Genomic DNA, 16,571 nt, shown 5'->3' on the forward strand with positions numbered 1-16,571 from the left:
GTTAAATCACGTACTAACGAAGAGACCGGAAACGGTCTCTTTTTTATGCCCATATTAGATTTTTTTCATTTACTCCCTTTACAAAATTATACAAGCAACATATGATTAGATCTTTACGTTATTTGTTATATACAGAATTTGTTTTTGAAGGGAGTTATTACAATTGTTATCATCACGAACAAGTACGGTGTCTTCACCGGCTACAGGAACAGGCAGTACAGTGTCAGGATTATTCAGATTGTTAAGACCCAAACAGTGGACTAAAAATCTGCTGTTATTTGCTGCGTTATTATTCTCTTTTGAGGAGATTCGGGCTGAAACCATTCTTGCGACGTTGCTCGGTTTTATTCTATTTAGCCTTGTTGCAGGCTGTGTGTATATTTTAAATGACTTTGTAGACAGGGACAGGGATCGACAGCATCCGGTGAAAAAGTATCGTCCTATGGCTTCTGGGCAGGTGAATCCGAGTCATGCTTTGTTGTTTGGCATTATTCTATTAATCCTTTCCGTAGGAACGGCTTTCATGATGAACCCTCTATTCGGGGTGTTATGTATCGTCTATTTCATGTTGAATGTATCGTATTCATTTGTGCTGAAACATCTCGTTATTCTGGATATGATGACCATTGCAGCCGGGTTTGTACTTCGTGCCATTGCAGGTGGTGTGTTGATCCATGTGCCGTTCACACCGTGGTTTTTGATCTGTACAATGCTGTTGTCGTTATTTCTGGCCATTGGCAAACGCAGAAATGAACTTACGTTGCTTGAGGGAAATACGGGATCACATCGTAAGGTTTTGGATAACTACTCCATTACGTTACTGGATCAATTCAATACGATTGTGACGACAGCTACGATTATCAGTTATTCCCTGTTCACATTCACTTCAGATCGAACCATTCATCTCATGTGGACGATTCCATTAGTCATTTACGGCATGTTCCGTTACCTGTATCTGATCCACATGAAGAACCAGGGAGGTTCGCCCGATCGTGTGCTGTTTGAGGACAAGCCCATATTAATTACGGTTATGTTGTATGTGATAAGTGTTGTTACAATCTTTGCAATCTTTGAATAAAGGCTGAGGGGGATCAGGGTGAAAAGCACGAAAGTCGCAATTTTTGATATTGATAAAACGATCATACGCAGTGATTCCATGTTTCAATTTGTGCATTACGGTGTTCGCCGTTACCCGTGGCAGGTATGGAGATTACCTGTCATTGCATTACATACCGTGTTATTCAAGGCAGGCTTCATGACGGTTGAACAAGTCAAACGATCCTACTTTCAAGAAATTGAGCGTATGTCTGAAAAAGATCTCGAACATTTCTTTGATACCCGCTTGCGTACATCCATTTTTGCCGAGGCCAGTGTAGAGATGCAACATCGTAAAGAAGCAGGCTATCATGTCTTGCTGGTAACCGCATCTCCGCATGCCTATATGAAATACTTTAAAAACTTTCCTTGGGTGGATCATGTAATTGGAACTGAACTTGTCCGACATGAGAATGGTTACACATGCAGAATTGATGGCAGCAATTGCAAAGGGGAAGAGAAGGTACGCCGAATTCAGGCTTATCTGAATGAGAAAAATATGGTAATTGATTATGACCAGTCATGTTCCTACTCGGACTCCTTATCCGACCTTCCAGTCATGCAGCTAGTGAGTCAACGATACTTTATTAACAAGCGTGTTCCGGACATGGAGGCATTAACGTGGGGGAAATAAAATCGCGTCATACCGGTAAATGGTTGATGCTCGTCTCCGCATTTCTGACAGCAACGGGTCAATTGTTCTGGAAATGGGGACTAACCGAATGGATCTACCTGGGTGTTGGTTTTCTTTGTTATGGACTTGGAGCGATTTTGATGATTAAAGCTTTTGCTCTGGAAAAACTCTCTGTTGCTTATCCTCTGATGTGTGCCAGCTACGTATTTGCCTTAATCTATGGATATTTTTTGCTTGGGGAAGAAATTACGGTGCAGAAGCTGGCAGCAGTTGTGTTGCTTGGAATCGGGGTGACATTAACCAGTGTTGATCGATAGCTGGATGGTTGCCGTATTAATTGTCATGACGTTGTGTGGTGCACTGGGCGGGGCCGGACTGAAATCTTATGCATCCAGTCGCAATCGTCTGCATGTACTCATGGGACTTGGATTCTACGGAACGGGTGCGTTGCTGAATATTGTATTGCTGAAGTTTCTTCCATTAACCGTAGTGTTGCCTGCGAACGCATTAACATATGTGTGGACTCTCATCATTGCGATGTTGGTATTTAAAGAGACAGTGGGCCCCTTACGCTGGATGGGTGTGGCCTGTATTATGGGCGGGCTATGTTTATTGGTGTTCTAGAACTTAATTAATCAGGATGTGAAATGAAAGCATGAACTTTTTAGATTACTTATTTTATAATCGCAGAGCCAACTGGACAGCCTTTTACCTGTTTGCGGGATTTGCTCTGTTCTATGGTTTAATGAACGGCTCGTATGTTCTGTACATTGAAAATAATGCAGAACTGCTTGGGAAGTATACCCCATTTAATACGACGCTGTTTCCAATCAATTTATTCAACTTTGATCCTTCAATGTATTATGGGGACAACAGTTCTTCCGTGATCCATCCGCTGATTTCCTTTCTTGCAGTCACCCTTGCGGCTGTAGCGAAACTGCTGGGAGGCAACTGGTTCTTTCTAATCTTGCAATCACTAGTGAATGCGGGTTCGGTGGTGTTGGCCTATCTGTTCCTGAGTCAAAAAGAAGATAAACAGACCATCGTACCGTTGCTGTTCGCCTTACTGTTTGGTTTCAGTTCCTACCTGATGTATACTGCGTTGATTCCGGACTCGTATCCGTATGTACAGTTCGTTATCCTTCTCTCTGTAGTTTACATGCAGTATAATCGTGAGCGTCAGGACGTACGTTATGTACCCAATGCATTGCTTGCGTCGATTAACTTTGGACTAACCTCGACTAATATCGTACCATTTGCTGCTGCCACATTCTTCAATATGGATGCATGGCGTAATAAGGCGAATCTGAAAAAATACATCGGCATCATGGCACTGGCGGTTCTGATCATCGTCGTATTAACTGGTATTCAGTATGTTGCCTTTGGAGGCCGCAGCTGGGTTAGTAACTGGCTGTTGGGCATTCAAAATGGTGGAACCAGCTATGCAACGCCATTCCAGTTTGCTGTTCATTGGAAAGCATTGAACATGTTAACCATTAATCCGATGCTGACACCGAAGATGCATTTACTGGACCCGGGCATGGCAGCCTTTGTTACGGATCTATCCCGTTCCAATCCAATCTATGTGCAGATGACAGGTATCTTTATTTTACTACTGGCATTCATGGGCTTCATTAAAGGAATTCGTGAACGAGAAGTGTGGACCCTTGTGCCATATATTCTGTTTGCCTTTTTGCTTCATGTAGTCGTGGGCTTTGGTCTGGCTGTATTTCAATATGATATGTACCTGTATGCGGGGCATTATCTGTTTGCGTTCTTCATGTTGGGTGGAGGTTTTGTCATCAGCCTTCGTCCGGGATTGGGGAAAAAAGTGGTTATAGGCTTGATCATGTTATGTGTTATCGTTACGGCAAGTAACAACATCTATCGCCATGTAGAAACATTAACAACAATCAAACAATCCTATAACCAGTTGGAACTGGAACGCTCAGTGAAATAATCAAGATGCAGCGATTCATATAAGGAAATAAGATAAGGCCATGGGATGGAAAGTCCAATGGCCTTATCTTATTAGTGTCCAGCTAATGAGTTAAGCAATAATTTTGGTCTTCTTGGCATTCTCGGCTGAACGTTTGGTGAGACTGCTGAGTGGGCGTTTCAAAGCGAGAGCAACAATGAGACTCAGCGCGATGAACATACACAACCAAAGAATATCCTTGATGGCAGTAGACCACAATATACCGCCGACCGACTCACGCAGCAGACTGATCGCATACGTGAAGGGCATGAACGGATTCAATGCCTGGAAAAAGGGGGATGTCATGCTGATTGGGAACGTACCGCCAGAGCTGGAGAACTGGAACACCATAAAGATGATGGCGATCCCTTTTCCGATATTTCCAAAAACGGACAGCAGGGTGTACGTGATGGTGACAAATACGGCACTCACCAGCATGGCAAACAGGACAAACCACAGTTTATCAACGACATAGGTACCCAGGATTAAGATATCTCCCAAGGTGACGCATATCGCCTGAAGCAACCCAATGGTCAGAAAAGTAGCGAGGCGTCCAAGATATAACTCATATCCCCGGAACTTGCCCTCTGGATTCTCAGCTTCGGCACGAAGCAGAGAAATCAGCAGTGTTGAGCCGACCCACAAGGACAGCACGCCATAAAATGGTGACATGGCCGATCCATAATTCGGAATCGGGTAAAGTTGCTGTTCCTTGATTTGCACTGGGCTTGCAAGGAAAGCACTCTCTTCTTCGATATCGCCGCGCAGAAGTTTGGCGAGCTCGGCAAACTGGTTATTACCTTCGACTTCCCGAAGTTTGTCTGCCGCTTTGCTGATGGCACTTTCTAATGCTGGCAGATCATCACGTACCAGCGTGGCAACACGATGTACTCCTATTTCGACCTCCGGAAGCTGGTTCTGGACAAAATCGGATGCCTTGCCTATCTGTTTCTCGGCATTAGGCAGATCATTACGAACAAAATTAGCGGCTTCGTTCAGTTTGTTTCCCAGCTTGGGCAGATCGTTTCGAATTAATGAAGACACTGTGTTTAAAGCTTGGATAAAACCTTCACTTTTGTTCGCGAGTGTCTCTGATATCTCATGGATCTTCGATTGTATTTGGGGCAGTTCGCTCTGGATTTTCGTCAACTCGGTCTGCCCGAACATAATCCCTTCTTTGGCAGATGCCAGAATGTCAGCAATATCCGGAATACGATCCTTTGCTCCTTGTAGAGTTTCTGATGAAGTGGAGAGGATAGACCTGAGTTTATCCGCACCAACTGCAAGTGCAGGCGATATTTCACTTTCATAGGTGTTTAAGATATTGCCAATCCCGCTGCTGATGTCCTTCGAGAGAGTATCTAACTGAGCGATGACGTCTGTCGGTGGAGTTGTATTACGACGCATGGCATCACTGATGATGCCAGCCAAGCGGATTTGCAACTGAAGTTTATCTGAAATGGAGTTCAATTGTGTAATTTTATCGGCAAGTGGTTGGCTTGGAAGCAGGTTATTGATGTTGCCGAGTAGTTCTGCCATACTGTCGACGAGTTTTACCGCAATCCCTAAACGTGAAGCAATCCGGTCGAGATCTTCTACTGTAGGAAGGTTTTTAAGATCCGAATTTTGCAATTGTGCAAATACGTCTCCTGCAGCGTTAGTAATCTGCTGCACCAGTAGCAGATTTTGGTGGATCGCCGGGCTAATTGTCTGGAACGCTTCTTCACTGGAATCCACGAACTGATTTAATCCCTCTGCAAGCTCAATCCCGTTGCCAGCGATTTGTGATACTTTGTCCAGATCTTGTTCTGCGGCCGTTACGATAGACAGAGCTTTGTTGGTTTTATCCAGCGCCGTTTGGATGACATCTGATACCTGACCAAAGTTTTCATCCACTTCTCGAATGCGTTCTACCGCTTTTTGTATATCCGGTATCCGCCCTTGAATAGCCAGCACCTCGGAAGCCGCATCATTAATTTGTGGCCAATACTCCTGCACCTTGAGAACACACTGTGCTGCTTCATTGATTTCAGGCAGTTTTTTCTCAATTTCAACGATTTTTTGAGCATCTTTTACAATCTCAGGCATGGCTTTTTCTACTTCCAGAACCTTTTGACCTGCGGCTTGAATAGCCGGAAGATTTTTCTCCAGCGTAAAAATGCCATTCTCCATTTTGCGTAATGTTGGAAGCTGGGAATTAATCTCAACCCCGGCTTCATTCAACTTGGTTAGAACGGCCTCACTGACGGCTTCAGTGAAATTTTCATTGATTTGTGTTGTTATGGCAGATACACCAGAGCCTGTGATTTTAGGAGCAATGGCATTCACCTTTTCATTAACGGTATAGATTACCTCTGGGCGTTCCAGCTTTCCGTCAACGATACCTGTAATTTTGGACGAAAAGTCTCCGGGAATGAGCAGGCTGGCATAATATTCTCCTGTTTGTACCCCCCCGACTAGCCTCAGCTCGATCTACAAAAGTCCAGCCCAGCTTTTCGTTGTTTTTGAGGCTGGATACCAGTTCGTCTCCGATATTAATATTGGTTCCTTGAACAGTCGCACCCGCGTCCTCGCTTGTCACTGCAATTTTGATCCCTTGGGTATTACTGTACGGGTCCCATACGGACTTCACGTTGACCCAGTCATACACCCCGGGAAGTAGAATAATAGCCACAATTAGAAATATACCTGTGGGAACCTTCAGAATATGTAACCAGTCTGTTTTGTAAACGTGCCAAATGTGACGCATGACTTCCTCCTAAATGTACATAAATGTAGGGCGTATCTTATTTCTATGTCGCATATTTGTGAATCTTATGTATATCGGCATTATTGCAGCATCTATGAATGGGTTCATGTTTATAAACTGTACCCATTTCACTTGGTACTAATTCAGAGCCTTCGTATATCGCTTAAAACGAAACTCACCGTTTGTTCTCAAAAGAAGTGTTTTGTCTCTACTTAAGTATAGTTAGAGGTTTATTTTGGTTATATCAAATTTCTCATTTGCCTATGGATAAATATGCAGAAATGTTGTATAATTATGAATAACCAATGAGATGTATTGTGCATGGATGTTTTTCAGCCTAACTGCTGATTCTAAGAAGAACGTAGCAGAGGGTTTTCACCTGCGATGGTGAGGTGTTGACAGGGGGGTGTCTTTCTGTCATAATTCATGAAGACAAACGGACATATTGATTACAGAACCCTGTGAGGTCCTGCAATATGAACGACATGAATAGCACCTTTAAATCAGTCCCGTGAGACTGGCAAGGTAACGTGAACGATACATCGTTTTTTTGCTGCGGCAAATGAAGCGATGCATCCCCGAGAGTAAACTTTCTTCAGAGCGGTCTGAAGTTCGGAGACTCCTTGCCAATAAACACGGCAAGGAGTCTTTTTTTTTCTCCTCGTCACGGGGCCATGATGCTGAAGGGAAATCCTGAGGAGGCTGAACGCATGAGCACAGAGACACATGTCATTATGGATGAGACGGCGATCCGCCGCGCACTAACACGGATTGCCCATGAGATATTGGAGAAAAACAAAGGAATCGACGATTGTGTGTTGGTCGGTATCCGCACACGCGGGGTTTACCTCGCAGAACGGATTGCCGCAAAGATTGAAGAAATCGAAGGCGCCAAAGTCCCCTGGGGAGAACTGGATGTGACTCCTTACCGCGATGACCGCTTGGACGAAAATAAAGCGAATCGCAAGGAAATGTTGATTATGACACCTGAATCACTTTCGATCCATAACAAAAAAGTGATTTTGTTCGATGATGTGCTCTATACCGGACGGACGATTCGCGCAGCGATGGATGCCCTGATGGACTGTGGAAGACCGCAGAACATTCAGCTGGCTGTACTCGCAGACCGCGGACACCGGGAACTTCCAATTCGACCTGATTTTATCGGCAAGAATGTGCCGACTTCCAAATCAGAGGAGATCGAAGTTGCACTCATGGAAACGGACGGACAGGACGAAGTCAAAATCACTCAGAACCGGGGGGAGCAAGCATAATGATCACACAGACAGCATTGAGAGACCGAAGCTTGCTTGGACTGAAGGAACTTAGTCGAGGAGAAATCGAGTCCATTCTGAACAGGGCGGCTCACTGGGAAGCACAGAAAGAGAAACTGGCTCCTGTACTGGAATCACGCTTTGTTGCGAACATGTTCTTTGAGAACAGCACACGTACCCGCTTCTCCTTCGAAATGGCAGAGAAACGCCTGGGTGCACAAGTGCTGAACTTTACGGCAGCCGCATCCAGTGTGGAAAAAGGAGAGTCCATCTACGATACGGTACGAACACTTGAGTCGATGGGCATTGATGCAGGCGTGATCCGGTTGAAACCGGCAGGCGTTCTGCAACAACTGGCTCAGAAAGTGAATGTACCACTCGTGAACGCCGGAGACGGCAACAATGAGCATCCCACACAGGCGTTGCTGGATCTCTACACGATGAGGAAAGCATTTGGCGAACTGAAAGGCTTGCGTGTTTCCATCATTGGTGACATCCTGCATAGCCGTGTAGCTCGTTCCAATCTGTGGGCACTGCAAAAGTTTGGTGCAGATGTACGCTTCTGTGCTCCGCAAACGATGCAGGCACCGGAACTCGCAGAGCATGCTCCTTATGTCGGTCTTGAAGAAGCGCTGGATGCAGATGTGGTCATGATGCTCCGTGTTCAACTGGAACGTCATCAACATGGCTTAATTACTTCAGCTGAGGATTATCGCGAACACTACGGATTGACGGAAGAACGGGCATCACGCCTAAAACCAAGCACCATTATAATGCACCCTGCTCCTGTGAATCGCAATGTCGAGGTAGATGACGCGGTTGTGGAGAGTGAAGCATCGCGGATCTTCCCGCAGATGGCAAACGGCGTTCCAATCCGCATGGCGGTTATGGAACGTGCGATGAAACTGTAACAGGGTCTGGCTGTGGGTCATAGGCTGACGGTACGGTAGTTCTTATAGAGCAATAAGAGAGTACACGATAAAGAAAATCATCCGGCTTGCCTGGTAAGCCGGACAGAACCGAAGCGGAGGGCAATTATGCTACAGATTATAAAAAACGCGAACATCTTGAACCAAAAAGGGGAACTTGAACGGAAAACCATCATTATAGATGAAGGTAAAATTAAAAAGATCGTTGGTCTGGAAGACCAAGCGGTACTGGATGCCGAAAAGTCAGCGCAAAGTGTGACAGACGCATCAGGCAAACTGGTCATTCCGGGATTGATTGATATGCACGTGCATCTGCGTGAACCTGGATTCGAACACAAAGAGACGATCGAGACAGGTGCCCGTTCAGCAGCACAAGGTGGTTTTACAACAATTGCTTGCATGCCGAACACAAGACCAGTAACAGATACAGCGGAAGTTGTGAAGCTGGTGCTGGATAAAGCCAAAGAAGCTGAACTGGTTAAAGTGTTGCCTTATGCAGCCATTACAAAAAATGAACTGGGTCGTGAACTTACCGATTTTGCCGCATTAAAAGAAGCAGGCGCTATTGGATTCACGGATGACGGTGTAGGCGTACAAAACGCTCAAATGATGAAAGATGCCATGAACCTCGCGGCAAGCATGGATATGCCAGTGATCGCTCACTGTGAAGATGATTCACTGGTTGTCGGTGGATATGTGACGGAAGGTGAGTTTTCGAAGCGCCACGGCATCAAAGGCATTCCAAATGAATCCGAGGCCATCCACGTAGGTCGTGATATCCTGCTTGCAGAAGCAACCGGAGTTCATTACCACGTCTGCCATGTAAGTACAGAGCAATCGGTTCGCCTGATTCGTCTGGCGAAGTCCATCGGAATCAAAGTAACTGCTGAGGTATGTCCGCACCATCTGGTGTTGTCGGATGAAGATATCCCGGGCATGGACGCCAACTGGAAGATGAACCCGCCGTTGCGCTCACCACGCGATGTGCAGGCTTGTATCGAAGGTTTGCTGGACGGCACGCTGGATATGATCGTAACTGATCACGCGCCACACAGTGAAGAAGAGAAAGCCAAAGGCATGGAGCTGGCACCTTTCGGAATCGTAGGATTCGAAACAGCCTTCCCGCTGCTGTACACCAAGTTTGTGGAAACAGGACTTTGGAGCTTGGACTTCCTGGTGAAACGTATGACAGCTGATCCGGCACGTGTATTCCGACTGGATACAGGCAAACTGGAAGAGGGAGCACCAGCCGATATCACAATGATTGACCTGAACGAGGAAAAAGCGGTTGATCCTGCAACGTTTGCCACCAAAGGAAGAAACACACCATTCACAGGTTGGAAGCTGAAAGGCTGGGCCGTACAAACTTGGGTGGATGGCAAAAGCGTGTGGCATAACACGGTACAACAGTAAAACGGTAATTTAGTAAACTGATAAATTAGTAACTCTATATCTTTAACTCTTTAACTCAGTAACAGTAATTCTTAACTTTTATAAAACAACAAATCTTTCTAATTCTAAAACTTAATTATAACTTTTTTACCAGTAACATCTTTTCAACTAACTCGAGGCAAATCATGCCGAGAGTCTAACATACGAAACAAGCAAAGTTGAATGTCATGATTTTGAACTTGGACACCAACGTAACTGCGGAGCGGACAGAAAAGACCCGAAGAAGCAAAGCGTTCGCCTTTATCGCCGGATCATATCATTTGAAAAATGATGAAAAGTAATCCGGGGATAACAGCGATCAAAGGGTTTTCTGTACGCGGAGCCGCACAATCGTAACGTCCCCCATGTTCAACCCAAATGCCATTCAACGTTGATAAACACAGAGGAGTGAAATGGGATGCAGGCACAGGCAAGATTATTGTTGGAAGACGGCACACTGTTCACCGGGAAAGCATTTGGTGCTGAAGGTGAAACTACAGGTGAGGTCGTTTTTAATACGGGAATTACAGGCTATCAAGAGGTGCTTTCGGATCCTTCCTATTGCGGTCAAATCGTAACCATGACGTATCCGCTGATCGGAAACTACGGCATTACGCGTGATGACTTTGAGTCGATTCGTCCATACGTACACGGTTTCGTTGTGCGTCGTCATGAGCCAACGCCAAGCAACTGGCGTGCGGAATACAGCGTAGACAACCTGCTCAAGGAATACGGCATCGTAGGAATCAGCGAAATTGATACACGCATGTTGACTCGCCGGATTCGTCACCACGGCACAATGAAGGGAATTCTCACAACAGGATCGAAGCCTGTGGAAGAACTGCTGGAGATGATGGGAGACACCACCATTGCCGAGCTGCGTAACCAGGTGCCAATGACTTCTACAGAACATGTCTACAACAGTCCGGGAACGGCTGAGCGTATTGTGCTCGTGGATTATGGTGCTAAAACAGGAATCTTGCGCGAACTCAGCAAACGTAACTGTGACGTTGTTGTTGTTCCACACGATGTAACAGCAGACGAGATTCGTCGCTTGAACCCGGACGGCATTCAACTGTCCAACGGCCCTGGGGACCCGAAAGACGTACCTCATGCAGTTAAGATGATCAGTGAACTGCTTGGCGAATACCCGATCTTCGGTATCTGCCTGGGTCACCAGTTGTTCGCACTTGCGGCAGGAGCAGACACCGAAAAACTTAAGTTTGGACATCGCGGAGGAAACCACCCGGTGAAAGAACTGGAGAGCGGACGTTGCTTCATCACATCCCAGAACCACGGATTTACCGTAAATGAAGAGTCTGTGAAGAGTACAGATCTGGAAGTTACACATATCAACAATAACGATAAGACCATTGAAGGTCTGAAACATAAATCATTCCCGGCATTCTCGGTTCAATATCACCCTGAAGCAGCCCCGGGTCCTTACGACAACAGCTATCTGTTCGACCGCTTCATCGAGATGATTCGCGAGCACAAGATCACTAACCCGCAAAAGCCGCGTCAAGCCGTATTGGCAGCCGCAGTGAAAGGAGCACAATAACATGCCGATTAACAAAGATCTCAAAAAAATCCTGGTGATTGGTTCCGGTCCAATCGTCATCGGTCAAGCGGCCGAGTTCGACTATGCCGGTACACAAGCTTGCCAGGCTCTGAAAGAAGAAGGCGTGGAAGTTGTACTCATTAACAGCAACCCGGCGACGATTATGACAGATACAAACATGGCTGACAAAGTATACATTGAGCCAATCACCCTGGATTTTGTAACCCAAATCATTCGTCAGGAGCGTCCAGACGGCTTGCTGCCAACACTGGGTGGTCAGACGGGTCTGAACATGGCGGTAGAACTGGCACGTGCAGGCGTGCTGGAACGTGAAAATGTGAAATTGCTCGGAACACAGCTGACATCCATCGAGAAAGCGGAAGATCGTGATCTGTTCCGTGACCTGATGCGTGAATTGGAACAACCTGTACCTGAGAGTGTGATCGTAACGACACTTGAAGAATCACTTGAATTTGCAAATGAGATTGGTTATCCAATCATCGTGCGTCCAGCCTATACGCTGGGCGGAACAGGCGGCGGAATCTGTGCGAACGAAGAAGAGCTGCGCGAGACTGTGGTAGCGGGAATTCGTTACAGCCCAATCGGGCAATGTCTGGTCGAGAAGAGCATTGCAGGCATGAAAGAAGTCGAATATGAGGTTATGCGGGACAAAAACGATAACTGTATCGTTGTCTGCAACATGGAAAACTTCGACCCGGTAGGTGTTCATACAGGCGACAGTATCGTTGTAGCACCAAGCCAAACTCTGTCGGACCGTGAATATCAAATGCTGCGTTCAGCTTCCCTGAAAATCATCCGTGCCCTGAACATCGAGGGTGGATGTAACGTACAGTTTGCACTGGACCCACACAGCTTCCAATACTATGTTATCGAAGTAAATCCACGGGTAAGCCGTTCATCGGCTCTGGCTTCCAAAGCAACGGGTTATCCGATTGCCAAAATGGCTGCCAAAATTGCCATGGGTTACACGTTGGATGAAATCGTGAACCCGGTAACAGGCCAAACGTATGCTTGCTTCGAGCCTACGCTGGATTATATCGTGAGCAAAATCCCACGCTGGCCATTCGACAAGTTCATCTCGGCGAACCGTAAACTGGGAACTCAGATGAAAGCAACAGGCGAAGTAATGGCGATTGGCCGGACATTCGAAGAGTCGATCCACAAAGCAGTTCGTTCCCTGGAAATTGGCGTACATCGCCTCTACCTGAAGGATGCCGAAACGCTGGACGAAGCTACCCTGAACGAGCGTCTGATCAAAGCAGATGATGAGCGTATCTTCCTGATTGCCGAAGCATTCCGCAGAGGTTATACGTTGCAACAGCTACAGGATTTGACCAAGATTGACTGGTGGTTCCTGGACAAAATCGAAGGTCTGATCGCATTCGAAGATCGCATTCGCGAAGAATCCGAATTGTCCTCCGACATTCTGTATCAAGCGAAACGCCTTGGATTCACAGACCGTGCCATTGCTGAACTGCGTGCGCAAGGTCAACCAGGAGGCACATTAACAACTGAAGCGGAAGTTAGAACTCGTCGGGAAGCAGAGAACCTGCGCCCAGTGTACAAAATGGTAGATACATGTGCGGCTGAGTTCGAAGCCACAACGCCATATTACTACTCAACTTACGAGACAGAGAATGAAGTGATCCCTTCCGACAAGCAAAAAGTTGTGGTACTGGGTTCAGGACCAATCCGGATCGGTCAAGGTATCGAGTTTGATTACTCTACTGTACATGCAGTATGGGCTTTGCAAAAAGCAGGATATGAAGCAGTCATTATCAATAATAACCCGGAGACGGTGTCTACGGACTTTAATACATCCGATCGCCTGTACTTTGAACCGCTCTTCTTCGAAGATGTCATGAACGTGATTGAACAGGAGAAACCAGTAGGGGTTATCGTGCAGTTCGGTGGTCAAACGGCCATCAATCTGGCAGCACCACTGCGTAATGCAGGTGTAACCATTCTCGGAACGGATCTGGAAAGCATCGATGAGGCGGAGGATCGCAAGAAGTTCGAACGTCTGCTCTCCCGTCTGGAGATTGCACAGCCAAAAGGTAAAACGGTCATTTCCGTTGATGATGCGGTAGAAACAGCTCAAAGTCTGGGCTACCCGGTACTGGTTCGTCCTTCCTATGTACTCGGCGGTCGTGCGATGGAGATTGTATACTCCGATGCTGAATTGCTGACATACATGGAACAGGCGGTTAAAATCAATCCAGAGCATCCGGTCCTGATCGACCGTTACATGATGGGTAAAGAAGTTGAGGTTGACGCCATCTGTGATGGTGAAACGGTATTGATTCCGGGAATCATGGAACATATCGAGCGTGCAGGGGTTCACTCTGGTGACTCCATCGCGGTATATCCTCCTCAACATTTGTCCCAGGATTTGAAAGAGAAGATTGTAGAGATTACAATCAAAATTGCGAAAGAACTGAAAACGGTTGGTCTGGTCAACATCCAGTTTGTTATCCATGATGGCCAAGTGTACATTATCGAAGTGAACCCGCGTTCATCCCGTACCGTACCATTCCTGAGCAAAGTAACCAACATTCCGATGGCGAACTTGGCAACACAAGCCATTCTGGGTGTGAAGCTAAAAGATCTTGGTTATGTCGATGGACTGTGGCCTGAATCGGATCATGTATCTGTCAAAGTTCCGGTCTTCTCCTTCGCTAAGCTGCGTCGTGTAGAACCAACCCTCGGACCTGAGATGAAGTCTACAGGTGAGGTTATGGGTCGTGACCCGAATTACGCTAAAGCGTTGTTCAAAGGTCTCATCGGCGCAGGAATGAAAATTCCGGCAACCGGAGCGATTGTTGTGACTGTGGCAGACAAAGACAAGGACGAAGCGGTTCCTTTGCTCGAAGGTTTCTACAGACTGGGTTACAAAATCATGGCTACGGGCGGAACAGCAGCTGCGCTTGAAGCAGCGAACATTCCGGTAACGACTGTGAACAAATTAAGTGAAGGTTCGCCGAACATTCTGGATATGATCCGCAGCGGCGAAGCGAACTTTGTCTTCAACACACTGACCAAAGGCAAAACACCGCAGCGTGACGGATTCCGAATTCGTCGTGAAGCGGTAGAAAACGGCATTGTATGTATGACTTCATTGGATACGATTCGTGCGCTGCTGATCATGCTGCAAACGATCAACTTCTCTTCGGAAGCAATGCCTGTCTTTGTAAAATAAATAAGTCTCTGATGAAGGACATCAGTCAGCCTGCGGGCTGGCGGGATGTCCTTTATATCGGGCAAAAACGGAAAAAATGAGCAAGTGGAGGGGAGCGCTGGTGATGAATCAAGCGAGTTTCAATGAAATGGCTGGCCGTCTGATGGTGGCACTGGATTATCCTGGAGCGGAAGAAGCGAAAGCATTGGTACAAGCTCTTGAAGGCATTCCCTGTTATCTGAAGGTGGGCATGCAGCTGTTCTACGCAGCAGGACCGGACTTTATTCGGGAGCTAAAATCCAAAGGTTGCTCCGTTTTTCTGGATGTGAAAATGCATGACATTCCCAACACCGTTCGTGGCGGTGCTGAAAGTATCACACGTCTTGGGGTAGACATGTTCAATGTACATGCAGCGGGTGGAGCCCTCATGATGCGTGCTGCACGTGAAGGTGCTGAGGCAGCAATCGCTGCCGATCCTTCCCTTAGCAAGCCTGAGATCATTGCAGTCACCCAACTCACCAGTACAAGTCTGGAAACGATGAATAACGAGATTGGCATCCCGGGAAGTGTGGAAGCTGCTGTGGTCCGTTATGCAGGACTAGCCCAAGAGGCCGGACTCGATGGGGTTGTTGCTTCTCCACTGGAAGTACCCGCAATTCGGGCAGCGTGTGGCAGTGCTTTTCACACCGTTACACCAGGAATTCGTCCAGCGGGTAGTGGTCTGGGAGATCAGACACGAGTCTTGACGCCGGGTGAAGCCATTGCCAGAGGAAGTCATTACATTGTTGTAGGCAGACCCATTACAGGCGCTTCCAATCCGCGTGAAGCGGCAGAAACCATTTTGAAGGAGATGTTGAACGCATGATCGAACTGAATGAGATTCCGAATCATATTGCTTCCCAACTGTTGAAAATTAAAGCCGTGGCGTTACGTCCGCAACAGCCATTTACATGGACATCCGGCATCAAATCACCAATATACTGCGATAACCGTTTAACGATGTCCTATCCCGAGATTCGTAATGATATCGCTGAAGCCTTTGCAACGATCATTCGTAACCAATATCCGGATGCAGAAGTCATTGCAGGTACGGCAACCGCGGGTATCCCGCATGCTGCCTGGGTGGCTCAGAAGCTGGATCTGCCGATGGCCTACATTCGTGATAAAGCGAAAGGACACGGCAAGGAGAACCTGATCGAAGGTTTGATTACCGAAGGACAGAAAGTGGTTGTCATCGAAGATCTGATCTCTACAGGTGGAAGCTCGATCAAAGCAGCCGAAGCCGTACGTGTAGCAGGCGCAACACCGTTGGCCGTGCTTGCCATTTTCAGCTACCAGCTGGATAAAGGTGTTAAAGCATTCGAAGATGCTGGAATTCCACTTCAGACGTTGTCCAATTATACGGCTCTGATGGATGTGGCTTTGGCTCAGGGAACGATTCAGGAAAGCGATTTTGAATTGCTCAAATCCTGGCGTGAAGATCCTTCTTCATTTGGTAAATAATTTAATTGATACCTCGAAAAAATGTTCATGAATGAACGGTATCAAAATTGTAATGATTGCCGTCATATCGGCAAAACCATCGAATATGCAAGAGGCATCCCGCACTTTGGGGTGCTTTTTTTGTTTGTTCATCAAAATATTAACTTTTTCACTCTACCGTTGTAAAAAGCTTGTAACTTTTAGTTGGGATCGGTCGTTTATAATTCAGTGTAGGTTGG

At 46.6% G+C, this 16,571-nt stretch carries 14 protein-coding genes; 12 read left to right on the forward strand and 2 right to left on the reverse strand.

Annotated elements, in window-relative coordinates:
* Window positions 1-187: 187 nt before the first annotated feature.
* From FE296_RS11230 to FE296_RS11250, 5 genes are read left to right on the forward strand one after another with little or no spacing between them, the layout of a single operon-like run.
* Window positions 188-1,078: a decaprenyl-phosphate phosphoribosyltransferase gene (locus FE296_RS11230; RefSeq protein ID WP_150365008.1), complete on the forward strand. Its 891-nt coding sequence runs from the start codon at window positions 188-190 to the stop codon at window positions 1,076-1,078.
* A gap of 18 nt (window positions 1,079-1,096) precedes the next feature.
* Complete coding sequence (locus tag FE296_RS11235; RefSeq protein ID WP_150364981.1) at window positions 1,097-1,729, forward strand: HAD family hydrolase; 633 nt, start codon at window positions 1,097-1,099, stop codon at window positions 1,727-1,729.
* A gap of 26 nt (window positions 1,730-1,755) precedes the next feature.
* Window positions 1,756-2,046, forward strand: coding sequence for an EamA family transporter (locus tag FE296_RS11240; protein ID WP_197997836.1), 291 nt, complete (start codon window positions 1,756-1,758; stop codon window positions 2,044-2,046).
* Window positions 2,033-2,353 carry an EamA family transporter gene (locus FE296_RS11245; RefSeq protein WP_317889411.1) on the forward strand — a complete coding sequence of 107 codons (321 nt, stop codon included), beginning with the start codon at window positions 2,033-2,035 and terminating at the stop codon, window positions 2,351-2,353. Before FE296_RS11240 ends, FE296_RS11245 begins: the two co-directional genes overlap by 14 nt.
* A 31-nt stretch (window positions 2,354-2,384) precedes the next feature.
* Window positions 2,385-3,689, forward strand: a complete 1,305-nt coding sequence (locus FE296_RS11250) for a DUF6080 domain-containing protein (RefSeq protein ID WP_124116032.1) — start codon at window positions 2,385-2,387, stop codon at window positions 3,687-3,689.
* A gap of 90 nt (window positions 3,690-3,779) precedes the next feature.
* Here FE296_RS11250 and FE296_RS11255 read toward each other — a convergent pair whose 3' ends face one another.
* Both FE296_RS11255 and FE296_RS33255 read right to left on the reverse strand, forming a co-directional pair.
* Window positions 3,780-6,035 (reverse strand): YhgE/Pip domain-containing protein, encoded by a 2,256-nt coding sequence (locus FE296_RS11255; RefSeq protein WP_223868841.1) that lies wholly within the window; start codon window positions 6,033-6,035, stop codon window positions 3,780-3,782.
* A 46-nt stretch (window positions 6,036-6,081) separates the two neighbouring features.
* Window positions 6,082-6,456, reverse strand: coding sequence for a YhgE/Pip domain-containing protein (locus FE296_RS33255; protein ID WP_223868842.1), 375 nt, complete (start codon window positions 6,454-6,456; stop codon window positions 6,082-6,084).
* A 710-nt stretch (window positions 6,457-7,166) separates the two neighbouring features.
* On the opposite strand from FE296_RS33255, the gene pyrR reads away from it, so the two are divergent.
* The 7 genes from pyrR to pyrE all read left to right on the forward strand — a co-directional run bounded on the left by pyrR (window position 7,167) and on the right by pyrE (window position 16,353).
* On the forward strand, window positions 7,167-7,730 hold the full coding sequence (pyrR, locus tag FE296_RS11260) for a bifunctional pyr operon transcriptional regulator/uracil phosphoribosyltransferase PyrR (protein ID WP_017687330.1): 564 nt from the start codon (window positions 7,167-7,169) through the stop codon (window positions 7,728-7,730).
* Entirely contained in the window at window positions 7,730-8,641 is a 912-nt protein-coding gene (locus FE296_RS11265; protein ID WP_036614815.1) for an aspartate carbamoyltransferase catalytic subunit, read from the forward strand. The genes pyrR and FE296_RS11265 overlap by 1 nt, the downstream gene beginning before the upstream one ends.
* Before the next feature lie 126 nt (window positions 8,642-8,767).
* Window positions 8,768-10,072 (forward strand): dihydroorotase, encoded by a 1,305-nt coding sequence (locus FE296_RS11270; RefSeq protein ID WP_124116034.1) that lies wholly within the window; start codon window positions 8,768-8,770, stop codon window positions 10,070-10,072.
* Between the two features lie 436 nt (window positions 10,073-10,508).
* On the forward strand, window positions 10,509-11,651 hold the full coding sequence (gene carA, locus FE296_RS11275; RefSeq protein WP_062835434.1) for a glutamine-hydrolyzing carbamoyl-phosphate synthase small subunit: 1,143 nt from the start codon (window positions 10,509-10,511) through the stop codon (window positions 11,649-11,651).
* A gap of 1 nt (window position 11,652) precedes the next feature.
* On the forward strand, window positions 11,653-14,871 hold the full coding sequence (gene carB, locus FE296_RS11280; protein ID WP_124116035.1) for a carbamoyl-phosphate synthase large subunit: 3,219 nt from the start codon (window positions 11,653-11,655) through the stop codon (window positions 14,869-14,871).
* Between the two features lie 103 nt (window positions 14,872-14,974).
* Complete coding sequence (gene pyrF / locus FE296_RS11285; RefSeq protein WP_150364982.1) at window positions 14,975-15,715, forward strand: orotidine-5'-phosphate decarboxylase; 741 nt, start codon at window positions 14,975-14,977, stop codon at window positions 15,713-15,715.
* Window positions 15,712-16,353 (forward strand): orotate phosphoribosyltransferase, encoded by a 642-nt coding sequence (gene pyrE / locus FE296_RS11290; RefSeq protein WP_036614805.1) that lies wholly within the window; start codon window positions 15,712-15,714, stop codon window positions 16,351-16,353. Before pyrF ends, pyrE begins: the two co-directional genes overlap by 4 nt.
* Window positions 16,354-16,571: the final 218 nt, after the last annotated feature.

Origin of the sequence: Paenibacillus sp. UASWS1643, from assembly GCF_008693195.1 — a bacterium.
Taxonomy (GTDB): Bacteria; Bacillota; Bacilli; order Paenibacillales; family Paenibacillaceae; genus Paenibacillus; species Paenibacillus amylolyticus_B.